This is a genomic window from Chryseobacterium sp. C3, from assembly GCF_014218905.1.
In the GTDB taxonomy this organism is placed as follows: domain Bacteria; phylum Bacteroidota; class Bacteroidia; order Flavobacteriales; family Weeksellaceae; genus Chryseobacterium; species Chryseobacterium mucoviscidosis.
Map to the genome: position 1 here is coordinate 196619 of NZ_JACLCU010000007.1, position 18806 is coordinate 215424.

Annotated in this window: 18 protein-coding genes; 7 read left to right on the forward strand and 11 right to left on the reverse strand. The window is 35.4% G+C overall.

The features are described 5' to 3' along the window. Positions 1-195: 195 nt before the first annotated feature. Positions 196-1356, reverse strand: a complete 1161-nt coding sequence (locus H6W53_RS16395) for an efflux RND transporter periplasmic adaptor subunit (protein ID WP_185208360.1) — start codon at positions 1354-1356, stop codon at positions 196-198. A 359-nt stretch (positions 1357-1715) separates the two neighbouring features. Further along, the gene (locus H6W53_RS16400; RefSeq protein ID WP_076390885.1) at positions 1716-2312 is read right to left on the reverse strand and encodes a TetR/AcrR family transcriptional regulator; all 597 of its coding nucleotides are present in this window, start codon (positions 2310-2312) and stop codon (positions 1716-1718) included. Between the two features lie 299 nt (positions 2313-2611). Here H6W53_RS16400 and H6W53_RS16405 point away from each other — a divergent pair, with 299 nt between their 5' ends. Next, positions 2612-3166, forward strand: coding sequence for a thioredoxin family protein (locus H6W53_RS16405; protein ID WP_185208362.1), 555 nt, complete (start codon positions 2612-2614; stop codon positions 3164-3166). Positions 3167-3341: 175 nt separating this feature from the next. Here the strand turns inward: H6W53_RS16405 and H6W53_RS16410 are convergent, their stop codons facing one another. After that, positions 3342-4247 carry an AraC family transcriptional regulator gene (locus H6W53_RS16410; RefSeq protein WP_185208364.1) on the reverse strand — a complete coding sequence of 302 codons (906 nt, stop codon included), beginning with the start codon at positions 4245-4247 and terminating at the stop codon, positions 3342-3344. 123 nt (positions 4248-4370) lie between these two features. Between H6W53_RS16410 and H6W53_RS16415 the strand changes: the two genes are divergently transcribed. Genes H6W53_RS16415 through H6W53_RS16425 form a run of 3 tightly spaced genes read left to right on the forward strand, consistent with a single transcriptional unit; the run spans position 4371 to position 9547 of the window. Next, positions 4371-5600 (forward strand): MFS transporter, encoded by a 1230-nt coding sequence (locus H6W53_RS16415; protein ID WP_185208366.1) that lies wholly within the window; start codon positions 4371-4373, stop codon positions 5598-5600. Position 5601: 1 nt separating this feature from the next. After that, positions 5602-7080: a trehalase family glycosidase gene (locus H6W53_RS16420; RefSeq protein WP_185208368.1), complete on the forward strand. Its 1479-nt coding sequence runs from the start codon at positions 5602-5604 to the stop codon at positions 7078-7080. A gap of 28 nt (positions 7081-7108) precedes the next feature. Beyond that, a complete protein-coding gene (locus tag H6W53_RS16425; protein WP_185208370.1) occupies positions 7109-9547 on the forward strand; it encodes a TonB-dependent receptor in 2439 nt (812 codons plus the stop codon). Between the two features lie 73 nt (positions 9548-9620). On the opposite strand, the gene H6W53_RS16430 is transcribed toward H6W53_RS16425, so the two are convergent. The 6 genes from H6W53_RS16430 to H6W53_RS16450 form a co-directional block, all read right to left on the reverse strand. Then, positions 9621-10184, reverse strand: a complete 564-nt coding sequence (locus H6W53_RS16430; RefSeq protein WP_185208372.1) for a hypothetical protein — start codon at positions 10182-10184, stop codon at positions 9621-9623. Positions 10185-10201: 17 nt separating this feature from the next. Next, positions 10202-10789 carry a leucine-rich repeat domain-containing protein gene (locus tag H6W53_RS16435; protein WP_185208374.1) on the reverse strand — a complete coding sequence of 196 codons (588 nt, stop codon included), beginning with the start codon at positions 10787-10789 and terminating at the stop codon, positions 10202-10204. A gap of 24 nt (positions 10790-10813) precedes the next feature. Then, positions 10814-11563, reverse strand: coding sequence for a hypothetical protein (locus tag H6W53_RS16440; protein ID WP_185208376.1), 750 nt, complete (start codon positions 11561-11563; stop codon positions 10814-10816). A gap of 60 nt (positions 11564-11623) precedes the next feature. Beyond that, positions 11624-12319: a phosphotransferase gene (locus H6W53_RS16445; protein ID WP_228457818.1), complete on the reverse strand. Its 696-nt coding sequence runs from the start codon at positions 12317-12319 to the stop codon at positions 11624-11626. After that, positions 12240-12617 (reverse strand): hypothetical protein, encoded by a 378-nt coding sequence (locus H6W53_RS21560; RefSeq protein WP_228457819.1) that lies wholly within the window; start codon positions 12615-12617, stop codon positions 12240-12242. The genes H6W53_RS16445 and H6W53_RS21560 overlap by 80 nt, the downstream gene beginning before the upstream one ends. Positions 12618-12761: 144 nt before the next feature. Next, the gene (locus H6W53_RS16450) at positions 12762-13400 is read right to left on the reverse strand and encodes an MBL fold metallo-hydrolase (RefSeq protein ID WP_185208378.1); all 639 of its coding nucleotides are present in this window, start codon (positions 13398-13400) and stop codon (positions 12762-12764) included. Between the two features lie 130 nt (positions 13401-13530). On the opposite strand from H6W53_RS16450, the gene H6W53_RS16455 reads away from it, so the two are divergent. Together H6W53_RS16455 and H6W53_RS16460 are read left to right on the forward strand one after the other, a co-directional pair. After that, on the forward strand, positions 13531-14742 hold the full coding sequence (locus tag H6W53_RS16455; protein WP_185208380.1) for a type IX secretion system plug protein domain-containing protein: 1212 nt from the start codon (positions 13531-13533) through the stop codon (positions 14740-14742). An 8-nt stretch (positions 14743-14750) separates the two neighbouring features. Further along, a complete protein-coding gene (locus tag H6W53_RS16460; RefSeq protein ID WP_185208382.1) occupies positions 14751-15794 on the forward strand; it encodes a hypothetical protein in 1044 nt (347 codons plus the stop codon). A gap of 72 nt (positions 15795-15866) precedes the next feature. Here H6W53_RS16460 and H6W53_RS16465 read toward each other — a convergent pair whose 3' ends face one another. Continuing rightward, on the reverse strand, positions 15867-16118 hold the full coding sequence (locus H6W53_RS16465) for a hypothetical protein (RefSeq protein WP_185208384.1): 252 nt from the start codon (positions 16116-16118) through the stop codon (positions 15867-15869). Position 16119: 1 nt separating this feature from the next. Then, positions 16120-16350 (reverse strand): hypothetical protein, encoded by a 231-nt coding sequence (locus H6W53_RS16470; protein WP_185208386.1) that lies wholly within the window; start codon positions 16348-16350, stop codon positions 16120-16122. Between the two features lie 459 nt (positions 16351-16809). Between H6W53_RS16470 and H6W53_RS16475 the strand changes: the two genes are divergently transcribed. After that, entirely contained in the window at positions 16810-18756 is a 1947-nt protein-coding gene (locus H6W53_RS16475) for a M4 family metallopeptidase (RefSeq protein ID WP_185208388.1), read from the forward strand. The last annotated feature ends 50 nt before the right edge of the window (positions 18757-18806 follow it).

Consider the following 18806-nt stretch of genomic DNA (forward strand, 5'->3'; position numbering starts at 1 on the left):
TGTAGTTTAAACGATATTTTTACCGCAAAAGGAACAAAAGACAATGGTAATTTTTTAAGATTATTAAAAGTTTACAAAAAATGAAAATCAAAGATTTTCTGAAATTTATGTGTATTATAGTCAATGATCTAAACTTCATTTGACTAAAATGTTTAAAAACTTTTATGACTTTTGTGGTTAAAGAAGTTTAAACGGTTATAATGGTTTTGCTTTCAGTAAGCTGTCGGATGAAATCGCTTTTGGCTTAATCGAAGCACCATCTTTTAACATTCCGATTCCGGTGAATACGATTTTTTCTCCCGGCTGTATTCCTTCGGAAATAAAATAGTAGTTTTCAGTCTTTCCTGAGATTTTTACAGGTTTACCGGTTACTTTCTGGTCTTTGCCAACTACATAAACATAGGTTTTATCCTGAATTTCAAACGTAGATTCCTGAGGAATGACTACTGCATTCGATATCAATTGAGGCATACGAACTCTGCCTGTATTTCCTGTTCTTAACGTTCCGTTGGTATTGGGGAAAACCGCACGAACGCTGATTGCTCCTGTAGATTTGTCGAACTGTCCGTCTACGATGCTCATTTTTCCTTTTTGCGGATAAACACTGTTGTCGGCAATCACCAAATCCACCATCGGCATATTTTTCAGTTTCTCTTCTAAACTTGCGCCCTCATATTTATTCTGAAAAGCGATAAAATCTAATTCGCTTAAAGAAAAGTAGGCGTAAATCTCGCTGATGTCTGATAGTAAAGTCAGCGGATTCGCATCTGTTCTGGAGATCAGACTTCCTTTTTTGTGAGGAATTCTTCCGATGTATCCGCTTACCGGAGCCGTAATGGTTGTAAATCCGATATTGATTTTTGCTCCTCCAACGGAAGCTTTCGCCTGTGAAGCGGCGGCAACTGCGGCGGCGTAATTTGCTTTTGCCGTTCTCAATTGTACCTCAGAAACGACTTTTGCAGCAACAAGAGGTTCCAGCCTGTCAACTTCCACTTTAGCTTTCTGGATATTGGCATTGGCAACCTGTAAATTGGCATTTGCCATATTCATCTGCTCTCCGTAAGCTCTGGAATCTATTTTAAATAATGGCTGTCCGGCTCTTACGTATGCGCCTTCTTCCACATAGATTTTATCTAAATATCCGTCAACCTGAGATCTTATTTCCACGTTGTTTTTTCCTTCCAAAGCGGCAGGAAATTCCTGATAGGTTGTTGCGGGAGATGTAATGACGGTATAAACGGGCAGTTCCGGAGCGGGTGGAGCAGCGTTGGCTCCTTCTGCAGCCTTTGTACAGTTTTGTAAAAGGATAATTCCTGAGAGAAGTAAAATGAATCTTATTTTTCCAAATATTTTCATTTTGAGTTTAATTTTTAATGAAGTGTTAGATTAAGTAGTGATGTTTTTAATTTGAATTATGTTATTTTTTCTAACGGTGTTAATTTTTAGTCTAAAAAAAAAATTCAAAATTCTTAATGTAATTTTAGATCGTTGTTTCCATGAGAAGAACTTTTTAATGTTGGTTAAATATGACTTATATGAGTTGTGAAGTGTGTTACTTTTGCTAACGGTGTTAATTATTAAAGTAAAAAAGATCAATAATTAATTGTTTACATTCTGCATGATTGTTTTTTTTATTTTTAATTCGGTTTAAATGAATAATTTACATTAATGGATGTTAATATTCCTAACGGTGTTAATTTTTAGTTCAAAAAAATTTACAAAGACTTAATGAAAGCAGAAACTGTTTCATCTAAAGTCGTTTTGTTCATGGTAGAAGGAATATCGTCATTACGCATCATCATGATCGAAATCAAGCCATGAACTGCTGAAAATAAAGCGTGTGACATATGACAGGCGTTATCAGGATTTGATCCGTTTTTCTTAATAATCTCGTACGTACACTCGTAAAGCATATTCTGGAAAGAAGAAAATTCTTCCTTCATCATTCCTTTTCCGCTGCACTGCATTCCCAATCCGAACATTAGCTGATAATATTCTTTGTTTTTAAATGCGAACTTCCAGTAAGCATCCACAATAGCTTTAAGTTGTTCGTCCGGAGCTTCATATTCTCTCTGGGCTTTCAGTAATTCTATGTGTAAACAGTTGAAACCATTCAGCGAAATTTCGTACAAAATCGCTTCTTTGTTTTCAAAATAATCATAAACCACCGGTGCGCTGTATTCTATGGCATCAGCAATTTTTCTCATGGAAAGGGATGCCCATCCTTCGGTTTTAGCCAAAGAAAAAGCCGCATCCAGAATACTGGCGCGTATATTTTCTTTTTCTCGTTGCCGACGTTCGTGCAGACCCATGATTTTTAATTACTAACAGTGTTAGCAAAACTACAAACTTTTGAGGATATCTTCCAAACAAATTTTACGCTTTAACTTTTAAAGTAAGGCTTTGAAGATGGTTTTAATTTGGCTGGATGCTTGAAGGATGGGAGCTGGATGTATTTTAATGTGTTGATATTTTAATTATTGTAAAAATTAATAGAGTTTATAGTCCCATTCAATCGATGGTAATTTCTGAGACTTCCATCTTCTCGCATCCATCCTCCATACTATAATAATCAAGAAATTCTATATCTTTGTAACCAAATAAAAAAGTTATGAATACTCCCTCAAATATGATCGAACTGGGTACAAAAGCTCCTTTTTTTGAGCTTCCGAACCCGTCAAAAAGTAACGAAATTCAGTCTTTGGATGATCTGAAAGGCGAAAAAGGAACTTTGGTGATCTTTATTTGCAACCACTGTCCGTTTGTTCTTCATGTAATTGATAAATTAACCGAACTGTATGAAGATTACAACGAAAGAGGAATTGAATTTATCGCCATCAATTCGAATGATGTGGAAAAATATCCCGCAGATTCTCCTGAAAAGATGATTGAATTCCAGATTGAAAAAAAGTTTGATTTCCCTTATTTATACGACGAAAGTCAGGCGATCGCAAAAGCATATGATGCAGCCTGCACACCGGATTTCTTTTTCTTTGATGAAAAACTGGATCTGATCTACAGAGGACAGATGGACGATTCCAGACCGGGAAATCACAAAGAAGTAACAGGAGAAGATCTGATTATTGCTTTCGAAAATCTTTTGTTGGGGGAACCGCAGGAAGAAATTCAGAAACCGAGCATGGGATGCAATATCAAATGGAAGTAATTTTTGGTTGATAATAATAGCGGGCTGTCAGTTGATGGCTTTGCAATTCAAATATAAAAAGCTGTTCTTTTTGAACAGCTTTTTTGTTTTGTAATAATTTGAAAATGAGTCATTTAAGTTCATGAAAAAAAGTTATCCACAATTTTATCCACAGAGTTATCCACAATTTATTTTGCTAAAAACCGGCTTTCACATTTACTTTTTCTTCAACCTTTAAATTTACATTCACTCTGTTCTGTGGAAAATTTTTCATGAATTCGGAAGGCGTTTTTCCGGTATATTTTTTAAACATTCTGTTGAAATACGTTACGTTATTAAAGCCACAGCTATAACTGCATTCTGAAATACTTTTATCCTGTGCCATCAGTAAACAGGCTTTATTGATGCGGTACCGGTTCACAAATTCGGTGAAAGTGATCAGAGTTGCTTTTTTGAAAAAATTACAAAATGCGGGTAAAGTGAGATTGGCAAGTTTGGCAACATCTTCAATGTCAATTTCTTTATCATAATTATGTTCAACATACGTGAAAATATTTTCCAGTCTTGTTTTGTTTTTGGAAATAATCGTGTAAGGCATAATTTCCTTATTCAGAAGTTCGTAATCATCACATTTTGAAAGCTCAAAAAGAATTTCCAGCAATAAAAGATATCTTTTGTAGCCTTCAGATTTCAGCATCAGCTTTAGTTTCGGAAGCATATTGATGTGAACCTCATCATGAAAATGAATTCCGTATTTTGAAAGTTCCAGAAGATTTTTAATCGATCTTGCTTCAACTTCCTGCTCCGGAAACTGCAGGATTTCTTCTTTAAACTGCAAAACAATTTCTTCATGCGGATCGATAGAATTCAGTCCAAAACCGGAGTGGGGAATATTGGAACCAATTAACACCAGATCTCCGTTCGTATAATTGCTTTTGTGATAACCGACATGCCTTGTTCCGCTCCCGGAAACTATACAGACGAGCTCAATTTCGGGATGATAATGGTATTCCCATTTAAATTCCGAGATCGGTGAATTGTTGTGAATCGTGCGAAAAGAACTCTTTTCATCGGGGATTACGCGCTCAAAAGTGACTTTCATTTAGTTAATCATATTTTGAAGCCTAAAATAATAATTATATTAATATAGTTCAAATATTCATTTATGATGTTAAATTAATGTTAAGGCAAATGAATATATCTTAGCCCACAAGAAATTATATGAATGAAAAATTTCAATATTAAGGCAGTTTTATTTTTAAATTATTTTGTTTTCGCGATTCTTCTGAATTCCGTGGGAACAGTAATTTTACAGATGCAGCAGAATTTCGGGATCTCCAAATCTTCAGCAAGTGTTCTGGAGGGTTTTAAAGATCTGCCGATTGCGATCTGTTCATTCATTCTGGCTTCGTTCTTACCCAAAATAGGAATTAAAAGATCGATGCTGATCGCTTTGCTTTTGGTGAGCTGCATGTGTTTCGTAATGCCTTTTGCCAATGCGTTTTGGTTTTTCAAATTATTGTTTACGATTGTCGGGGTTTCTTTTGCGTTAATTAAGATTTCCGTTTTCACTTCTATCGGTTTGGTAACGGATTCAGATAAGGAGCATTCAAGTTTTATGGGTTATCTGGAAGGTTTTTTTATGATCGGCGTATTATTGGGAAATGTTTTATTCAGCTTATTCATAGACGACCACAATCCGAGATCGACCCATTGGCTGAATGTGTATTGGGTTTTAGGAGGACTTTCGGCTCTGTCTTTTCTGTTCCTGTTTTTTACCAGATTAAATGAAAACGAAGCGAAAAGTGAGAAAACAGATTTGTTGGGAGACCTGAAAAACAGTGTGAGTTTATTCAGCTATAAAAAAGTCCTGTTCTTTTTACTGTGTGCTTTCCTTTTTGTTTTGGTAGAGCAGAGTTTCCAGACCTGGACGCCGACTTTTTACAAGGAAATTTTAAAAGTTCCGACTTCCATGAGTATTCAGGCGGGAGCGGTTTTGGCGGGAGCTTTCGCACTGGGGAGATTTCTTTCGGGTTTTTTCTCTAAAAAATTCAGTTGGATTTACGTGGTTTCTTTCTGTGTGGTAGGTTTTGCCATAAGTATTTTATTGGTTCTGCCTTTAACTCACAATATTAGTATTGATGCGGGAACGACCTGGTTAAATGCTCCTTTGGTTGTTTACTTATTTCCTTTGATGGGCGGTTTATTGGCTCCGATTTATCCAAGCATCAACTCGGTGATTTTAGCATCCATTCCGAAATATTTACACAGCGCAATGTCGGGTTTAATTGTCGTGTTCTCGGCAATCGGAGGAACTATCGGATCGATTATTACAGGTTTTGTGTTTCAGGAATTCAGCGGACAGCAGGCATTTTACCTTTCATTAATACCGCTTTCACTGTTAATTGTTTCAGCAGTTATTATGAACAAATTAAAAATAAATCCTAAAAAATAAAATGAACAAGCAATTATATATACATGAAATTCAGGCTCTTTTTGATGATGTGCAGAGATCAGAGGTTTTTGAAGATCAGAAGATGATGACGGATGCGGTTCCTTTGTTTCCGGTCGAAGAAATTAATGCAAAATATGAAGCAGAAAAACAGTCAGAGAATTTTAATCTGAAAGAATTTGTCCTGTCAAATTTCGATTTTTTAGGAGCTAAAATTTCGATTCAGAGAGAGAATCATCTCCCGATTGAAGAACACATCGAAAAATTATGGGATGAACTGACAAGAACAGCCTATGAGGAAAAAGGAACGTTGCTGAAACTTCCAAAACCGTATGTGGTTCCGGGAGGTCGTTTTAACGAATTTTTCTATTGGGACAGTTATTACATCATGTTGGGGCTTCAGGTTTCAGGAAGGGTGGAAATGATGGAAAATATTATTGAAAACTGTTCGTATCTCATTCAGAATGTAGGATTTGTACCGAATGCAAGTCGCACTCATTTCTTAAGCCGTTCTCAGCCGCCCTATTTCTCGTTGATGCTGGATCTGCTTTTTGAAACAACGAAAGACGAAAATATCTACATCAGATACTATGACACTTTAGAAAAGGAATATGCTTTCTGGATGAACGGAACGGAAAAACTGGAAAATGCTTCGGCGGAAAACAGAGTAGTGAAAACAATTCACGGAGATGTATTGAACAGGTATTATGATGCTGAAAACATACCGCGTCCTGAAAGTTATTTAATTGATATTGAAGACAGTGAAAATGCGGGAGAAGAGTTTTACAGAAACATCAGAAGCGCCTGCGAATCGGGTTGGGATTTTTCCAGCAGATGGTTTGCAGACGGAGAACATATACAGACTATTGAAACGTTGAATCTTGCCGAAGTTGATCTGAACTGCCTTTTATGGCATTTGGAAAAAACACTCGCAAAATCCTCATCACTTCAAAAATTAAATGAAAAAGAAATTGATTATTCTGAAAGAGCAGCAAAGCGAAGACAAATAATAGATCAGTATTTCTGGGACGAAACTTCCGGCACGTACAAAGATTATCATATTCAAAAAAACACAAACACAGCGTCTGAACATATTGCTGCTCTTTATCCTTTATTCCTGAAAATCGCGAGTGAAGATCAGGCAAAGGCAGTTGCGAAAAATATTGAAGAAAAATTTCTGTATCAGGGAGGTTTGGTAACGACTACTAAAAACACAGGTCAGCAATGGGATTTTCCAAACGCCTGGGCGCCGTATCAGTGGTTGGGTTATCAGTCGATGAAAAACTACGGATTTGATGATTTGGCTGAAAAAATTAAAAACAACTGGTGCAGCAATGTGGAAAGAGTGTACAAAAACACCGGAAAACTGATGGAAAAATACAATGCTTTAGACATCGAAACCGTTGCAGGAGGCGGAGAATATCCTAATCAGGATGGTTTCGGATGGACAAACGGAGTGTATCTCAAATTAAAAAAGAATTAAAACTAACAAATAAAAATCAAATAAGGCTATGAAAAAAAGATCGATGTTTTTACTTGCCGGTATTGCAACCTTGTATTACAACAATGCATACGCTCAGGAAACTCCTAAAGATTCCACGAGATCGGCTTCCATCGAACAGGTGGTTATTACGGGTAACTCTAACCCGAAAAAGAAAATAGAATCGAGTACGGCGATTTCTACTTTTACAGCAAAAGAAATCCAGAAACAAAACCCGATCAGTGCGGCAGCTTTGCTACAGCGTGTTCCCGGTTTTGCGGTAGAAACTTCCGGTGGTGAAGTAGGAAACAACCTTTTTGCAAGAGGTATTCCTTCTGCGGGAGCGTATGAATTTGTGCAGGTTCAGGAAGATGGTCTTCCGGTGTTTGAAGACGGAGCATTACAGTTTGCCAATGCAGATAATTTCTTCCGTGTAGACAATTCGGTAAGCCGACTAGAAGCTTTGAGAGGAGGTTCAGGTTCTATTTTTGCGAACAATTCTCCGGGAGGTTTAATTAACTTTATTACCAAAGAAGGCGGAAACGATTTCCGAGGAACGGCAAAACTGGAAACCAGTACTTATGGATTAATGCGTACTGATGTAAATGTAGGAGGAGCTTTGGTTCAGGACAATTTATTCTTCAATGTAGGAGGTTTTTACAGAACAGATGACGGAATCAGAAAAACAGGTTTTAAAGCCAATCAGGGCGGACAGATCAGAATGAATCTGAAATATGTCTTCGATAAAGGCTATGCCAAAATCTATTATAAAAAACTGGATGACAGAAATACGTTCTTCCTTCCGATTCCTTTGGTGCAGAACGGAAATGATCTGAAAGAATTTTCCGGTTTTGATGCCAATTACGGAACGTACAGTTACAGAAACATCAGTCAGTTGAATATTCCACAAGTAGGCGGAGGATTTTTCAGCAGAAATTTAGAGGATGGAATTCATCCGAAAGTTGATGTTTTAGGAGCGGAATTCAAATATGATCTTGGTAGCAATTTCTCTGTTTTAAACAAGACAAGATATACCAATATCAATATGAATTATACGGGAATTTTCCCTGCAGGCGGACCTCAAAGTGCGGCTGATTTTGCTAAAGGAGCAGGAATTGCAGGAAATACATTCCAATATTCAATGGTAAGCAACGGAGCGGTGGTAAATCCGGGCTACGTTCAGAAATTAGGATTCTGGGCAATTGATAAGCAGATGAATAATTTTGTGAACGATTTGCAGTTCAGTTATAAGTTTGATAAAGGGAATGTAACGGCTGGCTTCTACAAATCTAACTGGAAATCCCATCAATACTGGAACTGGAGCAATATTTTAACCACAGCCTCAGATAAACCGGAACTTTTGAATTTGGTAGATACTTCATTAACGCCAAACAGTGTAGGTTATTCTAAAACGTACAATGGGGTTACCAATATGTCGTTCCTTTTGAGAGATTCTCAGATTCAGGGAAGTCTGAATGATCTTTACCTGAATTTGGATTACAACATTACCGATGATCTTAGTTTTAACGGAGGAATTCGTTACAGCCGAGATTTCTATAAAGGTTACGGGGTGAACACAACGAGCGGAAATCTTAACAATTCCGGATTGACTACTGACGGAACGCACAGTTTTGCAACAACCACTGCGGACGAAAATATGTCTGTTTTAGGCAATAAATACACGTACTGGAATTTTGATGTGAATAAAGTTTCTTTCACAACGGCGCTGAATTATAAAATCAATAAAGAAAATGCAGTGTATGCACGTTTCTCTAATGGTTTCAGATCTCCGAATGAGGAAGCGTACTACAACAATATGAATAATTTATCTGTTGTAAAGCCGGTAACAACCAATCAGTTGGAAGTGGGGTATAAATACTACTCAAGAACGTTTGATGTGGCGGTAATTCCGTTCTATTCTACATTGAAAAATCTTTCATTTACCGATGTGTATTCAGACGGAAGCTCAGAGAACAAATTTGCAAATACCACGAACTTAGGAGTTGAGCTGGAAGGATACGCAAGATTATTCAACAACGTGTTTGAAGTAACTTTCAACGGAACGATCCAAAGTCCGAAATACAAAGACTTCACGGGAAGAAATGCAGACGGATCCACATTCAATTATGACGGAAATACCGTGAGAAGAATGCCGAAATTCTACTTTAATATTTCTCCTGCGGTAAATCTTACCAAAGAATGGAGAGCATATGTAAGCATGAATTACTACGGAAAACGTTTTCAGGATGAGAAAAATGCGCAGACTCTGCCTTCTTTCTCAGAATTTGGAGCGGGAACTTCTTATCAGTTAGGCAAAATCCGTTTTGCGGTGGACGGAACCAATATCTTTAATACCATCGGAATTACAGAAGGTGATCCAAGAGCCGGATCTCCATCAGGAGACGGAATTATTATGGCAAGACCAATTATGGGTGCTGCGGTAAGAGCTTCCATTACGCTGGATTTCTAAAATTTATTTCTTCATATAATTGATAAAACCGTCAGGAATTTTTCTGACGGTTTTTATTTTCAAAAGCCTTCATTTAATGTTTCCATTTTCCTTCAAATTCACCATTGCAAAATGATCCGTTGCCTTTTGCTAAAATTTCACAATGCGGAAGCTCACAAGATATTTTTAAAAGACCATCAAATGTAAAATTATTGTTACAGACCTGAATTGTAATCATTTTCATATATTTTATTACCGTTAATTTTTTCAAACCAACTTCAGTAATTGATGTTTCCTGAATTTGCAGATTTAGTAAATTATTTATTTCTGTCAAATATGGAATACATTCATCTGTAAGTTGTGTATTGCCTTTTAAGCGAAGATATTGCAGAGATTCTAAATTCTTTAAATATTTTATGCCATCGTTCGTAATTTCAGTGTCCTGTAAATCTAAATTTTCAATTTTACTGCAATTTGAGACATGAGCTAATCCTTCATCATTGAGATTTGAACTGTAAAAATTGGCAGATATAAGATTAGGAAACTGTTTCAGATAAGATAATTCATTAAAATTAATTGGAGATTCTTCCCATTTCAATGAGAAATGTTCACTGTTTATATCATAATAATGATTACCTATTTTTATTGGATTTTCCATAATCATTATATACTTATTTATATCTTAGTTCTTTTCATTGTTCTTTTCAAATTTTCAAAATCATCATCTTTGTATCTTCTTGAGCCGGATAAATTTATTTCTTTTAAATTTTTTGGAAAAAGATCAGGATTTAAATCTGTAAGTTTTGTCTCGCACAAACCTAAATATTTTAAGTTTAACATTTGGTTGAGGGTTTTTGGTAATTTATTCAGTTCGCAGTTTTCAATACGTAATGTTTTTAATTGATCTAATTGCGATATTGTCTCAGGAACTGTATCAATATCATTTCCTCGAATCATTAAATACTGTAACGATTTTATTCGGGTGAGCCATTCAGGAAAAACTTTTAATGGAAGATTTAGGAGTGAAATTTTTTTTAATTTTTTCAATTCAGCAATTTCTTTCGGAAGTTCAAAATCATCCAAATTATAAATAAAAGGATGTGCCTGAATTTCTAAGGTTCTTAAGTTGATAAATTGCGAAAAAATGGCACCTTTGTCCTTTAGATTGTATTTTATAAACAGCAGACTTAGTTTTTTACAATTCTTTGGATTTTCAAGTGCTTCGCTTAATGATGAAAATTTATTTTTCCTAAAAGAATACATTACAAGATTATTACTATCTAAACTTTAAACATTTTGCCCTTTAGCCAGTTTTCTCAAATTTTTCAATTTCCCGGTAATCTGATCTGCTCCTTCTTTATTTTTTTCTTTTTTCAGGTTTTCTCTGGCTTTTTTGAAGGATTCAATATAATGATCAAATACTTTTTCTTTAATTAACGGGTCGTCTACAACTTCGTATAATCCGCTTAAGATCCATTCGAAAATGCCATATTGGCTTAAACTTTTATTTAAAAAATTCGTAAGACCAATTACCATTTCTTCGTTCCATGATTTGATATTCATAATAGCTCGGAATACATCGGTTGTTGCGGAATAGATTGTCAAGAACCATTCGCCGAGTTCTTGAAAATAGGCTGCTTCTTTATCCTTCCCCTGCTCTTTATAATATTCTGATATAGAATCGCAGGAGACTTTACTGCTCATATATCCATTACTAGCCCATAAAAATCCCGATACATCGAAAACTCCATTCATGAGTCCGTTAACAAAAACAGTAAGTCCCATTAAATCATACTTCTGGTCGGTTTGAAGTAAGTCTGAATGGTTGGGTAGCTCGCTTGTTATCTCGTCATATTTATCTTTCAAATCCTTATGGTTTGCCCAAAAAGGAAAAAGATTGACAAATAATGCACGTTCTATGATTTCCTGATTCAGTTCTCCACCATTTTTTGCATAATCCGGCAATTCGTTACATGCTTCTAAATATTCTTTAAATGATTCTCCTGCCAGTTTTCTTACCAGTTCTTCTTTGTTCATGTTTAATAATTTTAAATTTAGGTATTAGTTTATTTGTAAGATTTTTCTATAAATATATTTTTATTCAATTTCAATTTTGTGATAAGCCATCCATCGTTTTAAATTTCCAACCATTCTTTTCAGATGATCTTCATTCAGGAAGATATTTGTCCAGAATTCAAATCTGTCGCACTGCACACTGATGTAATACGTCATGACAGCTAAACAAGCGTAAGATAAGAACTTTTTTTCTTCGTTGCTGATTGCTATTACCGTTTCATAACCCTGTAAAAAACTTTCTGCTTTTACCCGATATTCTTCCTCGTTCAGGTTCGTTGCCAAAAGCTGAAACAGGAAGTAGGAAATATCAAAACATAAATAGCCGTTTCCGCAGAAATCAAAATCGAAAAAAGTAACTTCCTTTTCATTATCAATATGCAGATTATCAAACCAGACATCAAGATGTACACTTCCGTATCTCATTTGCTGTCTGTCGAAAGTTTCGAATTTAAGGCTTAAAAATTCAGATAATTTCTCCAAAAAAATAACTTCGGAATTGCCATCGTTAAAGAATTTTTTTATCTGTTCAACAGGGTTTATAAGCAGATTTTTCGCATCATAAGAAATCCTGTTCAGTTCAAAATGCTCTGCCGACTGATGAACTCTGGCTAAAGCCTGTCCGATCAGAAAACTTGTTTCAGGTGAAAATTTTGCCGTTTTTATGCCTTTCGCATAAGAAAATAAAACACCGAATCTTTTTTCCTTCCGAGGCTTCAATTTCCTGGATATATTCACTGAATTTGTCTGCAATCGGAAAAGCAATCTGCCGGTTTTCGTCTTTTAAATGAAGGAGAAGCTTTAGTTCTTCCTCAACTTCAGATTTTGTCCGCCAATGATGAGTATACACTCTGAAAACAAATTTCTTTTCCTCATCGTGAACCATATACAAATGATTCATGGCAAGCCGAAAGATGTGGCACTCGGTTTTAGCGCTCAGTCCGTATTTTTGTTGAATAAGATATCCGAGATGTCCGGGATCAAGCGTACTGTTTATAGCAGGGAATTTTTCTATCATTAATTTATATTTATATCCGTTTAATCGTGAGTGAACAGTACTTTATATGAAAGAATCTTGTTTGTAACCAAATGCAAATTAATTTAGATTAAAACAGAACGGTTCGTATCTAAACTCTTTTAGCTCACCCACACTCAAACACTCTTACTTAAAAAACGGATTATACTCTTTCTCAAAACCGATTTTCGTAGGATTTCCGTGTCCGGAGAAAACCTGAGTGTCATTATCCAAAATGAAAAGTTTGGTTTTGATTCCTTCAATTAGCTGCTCGTAGTTTCCTTTATAAAGATCGGTTCTTCCGATACTGCCTTCAAACAGAACATCCCCGGAAATAATGAATTTCTGGTTTTCGTTATGATAAACCACACTTCCCGGAGAATGCCCCGGAACATGATAGATTTTAAACTTTTCTCCGTCAAAATCCAGTTCGTCACCCTCATTAATATATTGGATTTCCACATTAATATGATTCAGCTCAAAACCAAACCTCATCCCGCTGATCTGGAACATATCCAACACTTCTTTATCTTCTCTGTGCATCAGAACAGGAACTTTATACGTGTCAAAAGCCCATTGTAAACCCAAAACATGATCAATATGAGCGTGCGTGAGAAGAATTTTTTCAATTTTCAGTTCATTTTCTGAAATGAAACTTTCGATCGCTTTGGTTTCCTGTCCGTTCATATTTCCGGGATCAAATAACCATGCTTTTTTATTTTCATTATAAAGGATATAAGTGTTTTCGCTTGCAAAATTGAATACGAAACCTTGAATCTGAAGCATATTCTGAATATTTTTTTATTAAAACAAAGGTAGCTACAAAAGTTTTTGTTTAAAAGTTTTAATAAATTTTTAATTGATAAAGATTCCCGGATTGTATGTTTAAAAACGATTTTTCGTTATCTTCGTCATAATGAAAACATTGCAGCTACTTTTACTTTCTTTGGGCGGACTGGTTTTTGGACAGAACATCCAGAGCATTCAACTGTTCAATCCACAGACGAATGACGAAACACCGGTTATTAATTTTAATCAGCAGTTGATTTTAAGTTTCGATGATCTTACCAACGCAAGCGAAATTTACAGATACACCATAAAGCATTACAACAGAAACTGGGAAGACGATAATCTGTTTTTTACCGAGTTTGCCAACGGAAGTTTAAATGGTTTGCTGGATAAATTTCAGTACTCTTTCAACACCCTGCAATCGTACACCCATTATACACTGAACTTTCCGAATGAAAAAATGCAGCCAAAAATTTCAGGAAATTTTGAACTGATCGTTTATAAAGATTCTGCCGATAAACCTCTTTTTAAAAGAAGATTTTATGTCGTGGAGGATGCGGCAACTTTAGCTTTGGGGATTTCAAGATTTGCTGATGCAAGAAAAATTGATGCCAACCAAAGGGTAGAAGTGAAAGCCGTTCCGAAAGGGGGAGATTTAGCATCAAATGTCAATTCCATGACACTGAATGTAATGCAGAACAATAATCCTAATGTTACAATAAATAATTTAAAACCAAGTGCCACATTGGGGAACCAGCTTCTTTTTCAGCAGTTGTCATTGGTGTTTCCCGGAAATAACGAGTTTTATTATTTTGACAATAAAAATATGAATATGGCGGCCGACATGGTTCGCGCAACCGAGCAGTTGGAAGGAGTCAACCAGACTTATCTTCATCCGGTATGGGCTTTTCCGCTGAATTACCAGTATCAGCCGGACGTAAACGGAGCTTGGTATTACCGAAGAAATGATCTGGGAAGAGAAAGAGATGCGACGAGGGAAGCAGATTATTCATGGGTGCATTTTTATCTGGATTCTGAACCTACAAACAAAGAAATTTTTGTTTTGGGAGGTTTTAATAATTTTAAGCCAAGTAAAGAAAACCAGATGCAGTATGATGAAGCTTCAAAAAAATATGTAGCAAAAATATATCTGAAGCAGGGTTTTTACAACTACATTCTGGCAACAAAAAATCCTGACGGAACGCTGAATTTCGGTGAAGTAAACGGGAATTTCTGGCAGACGGAAAATCTTTATCAGGCATTTTTATATTATGCTCCTTTCGGAAGAAATTATGACGGATTAATGGGGTATGGTGAATTCAGAACGCCGGTGAGATAATCTTCTCAATGAAAAGAATATTTCTGTCACTTTCCATTTGTGTTTTTTCTTTATCATGTAGAAAAGAATATGACGTTAATGATTTCAGTGGAAATTTAAAACCTTATCTTGAAAGGCTTTCTAAAGAGAAAGTAATCCCTGTTTCTGATACAGTTGCCAAAAATTTTCTGGAAAGAAATGCATCTAAAGAAGAATTGATAAAACTGATGGATGCGAAGAAACCGCTGTTAAGAGTGGTGGCTTACAGAGCCATTATCAACAGAAGTGAACCTGAATATTTTGATCTGCTGATCAACCATCTAAGTGATACCGCTAAAGTAGCATGGTGGTATTATGAAGATGCAGGAAGTTATTTTTCAGTTTCAGATTTAATGATAAGAAAAGCTTTTGATAAAAACGGATTATCTCCCATTCAGAAAAAAGTATTGACGGAAGAAGTATTGCTAAAACATCCTTATTTAGATGTCTCAAACTGGATGATTCAGGATATTGATCCTGATGAAAAATATTATCATTTGATTAAAGAACGGGCAAAAACTAAAAGTAAGGACTGTTGCAATCAGCTAACTTCATGCTATGCGTTGAGTAAATTTAGAAAGAAACAGGATGGTAAGCTTTTGCTCTCTGTTTTTGAACAAAATATTAATGGTTATTGTCTGGAGAATATTTTTAAAAGTATTGAGATATTTCCGGATGCTGTATTTTTTCCTTTATTAAAAAGTTATTTTCAGGATAATATTAAAGATAAACTCTCGGAAAATAAAAACGTAGACAATAATGTGCTTTATTTTGTAAAAGCTGTTGCTGCCTACAAAACTCCTGAAGCATTTGAGATGTTAAAATATATAGCAGAGAACAATACGTACATCAATAAAGGTTTTTGGCCTCCTTATAATAAAAGATATGTTCTGAAAGCTCTTAAAATTCATTATTTTCCTCTTTATGATGATTTAATAAAAGAAATCGAAAAAGAAATGAATCCTTGTGATTTACAATCGCTGATTTCTGAGATTGGTTTTGAAATACGAGGAGACGATCGGCAAAAATGGTAAATCTATAATTAAAAAACCTCACAGATAAATCCGTGAGATTTACATATAATAATAGTCTGGAAGTTTTGGTGATTATGTTTTGAATACGGCTGTAATCAGAATATTTTTTTCATCTTCAAAAAGATAATGAATGTTTACGGGATAGCCCTGCATTGTTTCAACAAGAGTTTCCTGACATCTTTTTTTCTCTTTTTCTGAAATTGCGTTTACACATTCTTTTAGTTCTTCTAAAAAATCAATGCCTTTATTTTGTTTTTCGGCATTAAAAACTCTCATAAGGAGTCTTATGTCGTTTTTGGCGATAGAAGAGAGCAATATATTCATTTTAAGCACAAAACTTTTTCAGCTCAGAAATGTTTTCATAGAAATCCAGTTTGGTTTTGGGATTTTCCTTATGAAACTGAATTCTGTATAGAATTTCATCCATGCAGAATTGTGGTATTTCTGCTGTTCTTTCTGTCTCAAAATTTTCTATCATTTGTGCAAAAGCTTCCAGCATTTCAGAATTTAAGTTCTCAATTTTACTTTTCAGAATTTCTACAGTTGCATTCATCATTTCTTTATTTAAGAGATTGAACTTTTTATTTGATAGGGTAAAGGTAATGAAAAATTATTTTATTTTAAAAATTTATTTAATTTTTAAGGGGGTATTTTATTTATTTACTATTTTTTTTATCATTTTGCATTTTTTTTATAGGGGGTATTTGTTTATTTTATCGATTATTTATTTTTGTAGAATAGTGAAGTTTTTGTATATAATTCAAATAACTTTGAATTATAATGCACTACATAGTGAAAAATTTTAATTCAAGAATGCATGATTTATATTAAATATTTTAACATAAAATCTGTTTTGAGATAAAATTTTACATTAATAATGTTAATTGTTATAAAATCGTAATTATGATTTTTTCTGTGATATATATTTTCTATTGAATAATTAATATTTATTTCGTTAATTTGGTAAAGAGTTTATGTTAATTAAATTTAAAACCATTAAATATTTATTATGAAAATGAAATTTATCCTAGTGTCAAGTGTTGCTGTATGCTCTTTTGTTTTCGGGCAAAATGTTCCTTCAAAATTAATTCCGGCGAAAGACGGATTGCATGCAGATTTTATGAGATTCGAAAAAGACAGACCTGCTTTTCAGGGCAGTCCCGTTTTGTTCGATGAAGCTTCACAAAGACTTTCTCAGGCTCAAGGTCGTAAGTTGGGATTTGAAAAAGATCAGTTGGGATTTGAAACACACAGATTCCAGCAGACCATTGATGGTATTCCTGTAGAATACGGAATGATGGCTGTACAGACAAAAGACGGCAAGATTGTAGGAGAGTCCGGAAAATGGATCGTTAAAACTCCTAAAAATTTAGAGAAAAGTGCAAAAATTTCAGAGAGCATTGCTTTACAGAATGCGATGGCATTTGTAGGAGCTGAATCTTACAAATGGCAGAATAAAGAAGAAGAAGAATTCATTAAAAAAGAATCTAATGATGCCAATGCTTCTTTTGCTCCTAAAGGTGAAGTAGTTTATTACTCTGATCCGTCAGATGAAAAAATGAACGACTTAAAATTAGCCTATAAATTTGATATCTATGCAGAGAAACCTTTAAGCAGACAATATGTTTTTGTGGATGCAAAAGACGGAAAAGTATTGGGGGTTGATGCAATCATTCATGAAGTAAACGCACCGGGAACGGCAGTTACAGGATACAGCGGTACGAGAAGCATCGTATCAGATTCTTACAACGGAAGCTACAGACTGAGAGAAACAGGAAGAAACGGCGGAACTGCTGTACAGACTTTCAACCTGAAAAAGGGAACCAGCTACGCTTCAGCAGTAGATTTTACAGATGCGGATAACACATGGAATAATGTTAATACAAACAAAGACGAGTATGCAACCGATGCACATTGGGGTGCCGAAATGACTTTGGATTATCTGTACACAAAATTCGGAAGAAAGAGTATTGATAACAATCATTTTGCAATAAAATCTTACGTGCATTATTCTACTAACTATTTTAATGCGTTCTGGGACGGAACGAGAATGACGTATGGTGATGGAAGTTCATCTACCAATGGAGGAAAACCTCTTACAGCGTTAGACGTTTGCGGACATGAGATTGCTCACGGAATGACTTCCAAAACAGCAAACCTTGCTTACCAGAGAGAATCCGGAGCATTAAATGAAGGTTTTTCCGATATCTTTGGAAATTCAATAGAACGTTGGGCAAGACCTACACAAAATAGTTGGAAATTAGGAGAAGATTTCAGCTACGTGATCAGAGATATGGCAAACCCGAATGCTTACGGACAGCCGGATACCTATCTTGGAACATACTGGAAAACTACAACGACAACAGGTTGTGTAACTCCTTCCCAAACCAATGACTATTGTGGGGTTCATACCAATTCGGGAGTTCTTAATTTCTGGTATTATTTATTGGTAACCGGAGGAAGCGGAACCAATGACAAAGGATTTGCTTACAACGTTACAGGAATCGGTCTGGATAAAGCAGCAGCAATTGCTTACAGAACGCTGACTACTTATTTGTCTTCTTCATCTACTTTCCTGAATGCAAGAACATATTCTCTTCAGGCAGCAGCAGATTTATATGGTGCAGGAAGTGCTGAAGTTACTCAGGTTACCAACGCATGGAATGCCGTAGGTGTAGGAGGCGGAACTTCTGCAGCAGGAAAAACAGCGGTTTCAGATGCATTGCTTTACACTATCAGTCCAAATCCGGCAACAGATAAATTTACCGTTTCATTTGAAGGTAAAGAAGGAAGCGGAGTAGTAGAACTGATGAGCTTAACAGGCAAAAGAGAAATTTCCGAGAAAGTGAAATTAACAGACGGAGCAAACAGAGTGGAAATTCAGCTTCCGGGTAATATGCTTCCGGGTATTTATGTAGTAACCGTAAACGGACAAAAAGCAGGAAACTTAATTAAAAAATAATAGTATACCATAATATTTTTAAAAGCAAGACCACAGAAATTTTTCTGTGG

Bases quoted from the DNA above. Each gene is read 5' to 3' on its own strand.
- H6W53_RS16395 (WP_185208360.1), bottom strand. From the start codon at position 1,356: ATGAAAATATTTGGAAAAATAAGATTCATTTTACTTCTCTCAGGAATT.
- H6W53_RS16400 (WP_076390885.1), bottom strand. From the start codon at position 2,312: ATGGGTCTGCACGAACGTCGGCAACGAGAAAAAGAAAATATACGCGCC.
- H6W53_RS16405 (WP_185208362.1), top strand. From the start codon at position 2,612: ATGAATACTCCCTCAAATATGATCGAACTGGGTACAAAAGCTCCTTTT.
- H6W53_RS16410 (WP_185208364.1), bottom strand. From the start codon at position 4,247: ATGAAAGTCACTTTTGAGCGCGTAATCCCCGATGAAAAGAGTTCTTTT.
- H6W53_RS16415 (WP_185208366.1), top strand. From the start codon at position 4,371: ATGAAAAATTTCAATATTAAGGCAGTTTTATTTTTAAATTATTTTGTT.
- H6W53_RS16420 (WP_185208368.1), top strand. From the start codon at position 5,602: ATGAACAAGCAATTATATATACATGAAATTCAGGCTCTTTTTGATGAT.
- H6W53_RS16425 (WP_185208370.1), top strand. From the start codon at position 7,109: ATGAAAAAAAGATCGATGTTTTTACTTGCCGGTATTGCAACCTTGTAT.
- H6W53_RS16430 (WP_185208372.1), bottom strand. From the start codon at position 10,184: ATGGAAAATCCAATAAAAATAGGTAATCATTATTATGATATAAACAGT.
- H6W53_RS16435 (WP_185208374.1), bottom strand. From the start codon at position 10,789: ATGTATTCTTTTAGGAAAAATAAATTTTCATCATTAAGCGAAGCACTT.
- H6W53_RS16440 (WP_185208376.1), bottom strand. From the start codon at position 11,563: ATGAACAAAGAAGAACTGGTAAGAAAACTGGCAGGAGAATCATTTAAA.
- H6W53_RS21560 (WP_228457819.1), bottom strand. From the start codon at position 12,617: ATGATAGAAAAATTCCCTGCTATAAACAGTACGCTTGATCCCGGACAT.
- H6W53_RS16450 (WP_185208378.1), bottom strand. From the start codon at position 13,400: ATGCTTCAGATTCAAGGTTTCGTATTCAATTTTGCAAGCGAAAACACT.
- H6W53_RS16455 (WP_185208380.1), top strand. From the start codon at position 13,531: ATGAAAACATTGCAGCTACTTTTACTTTCTTTGGGCGGACTGGTTTTT.
- H6W53_RS16460 (WP_185208382.1), top strand. From the start codon at position 14,751: ATGAAAAGAATATTTCTGTCACTTTCCATTTGTGTTTTTTCTTTATCA.
- H6W53_RS16465 (WP_185208384.1), bottom strand. From the start codon at position 16,118: ATGAATATATTGCTCTCTTCTATCGCCAAAAACGACATAAGACTCCTT.
- H6W53_RS16470 (WP_185208386.1), bottom strand. From the start codon at position 16,350: ATGATGAATGCAACTGTAGAAATTCTGAAAAGTAAAATTGAGAACTTA.
- H6W53_RS16475 (WP_185208388.1), top strand. From the start codon at position 16,810: ATGAAATTTATCCTAGTGTCAAGTGTTGCTGTATGCTCTTTTGTTTTC.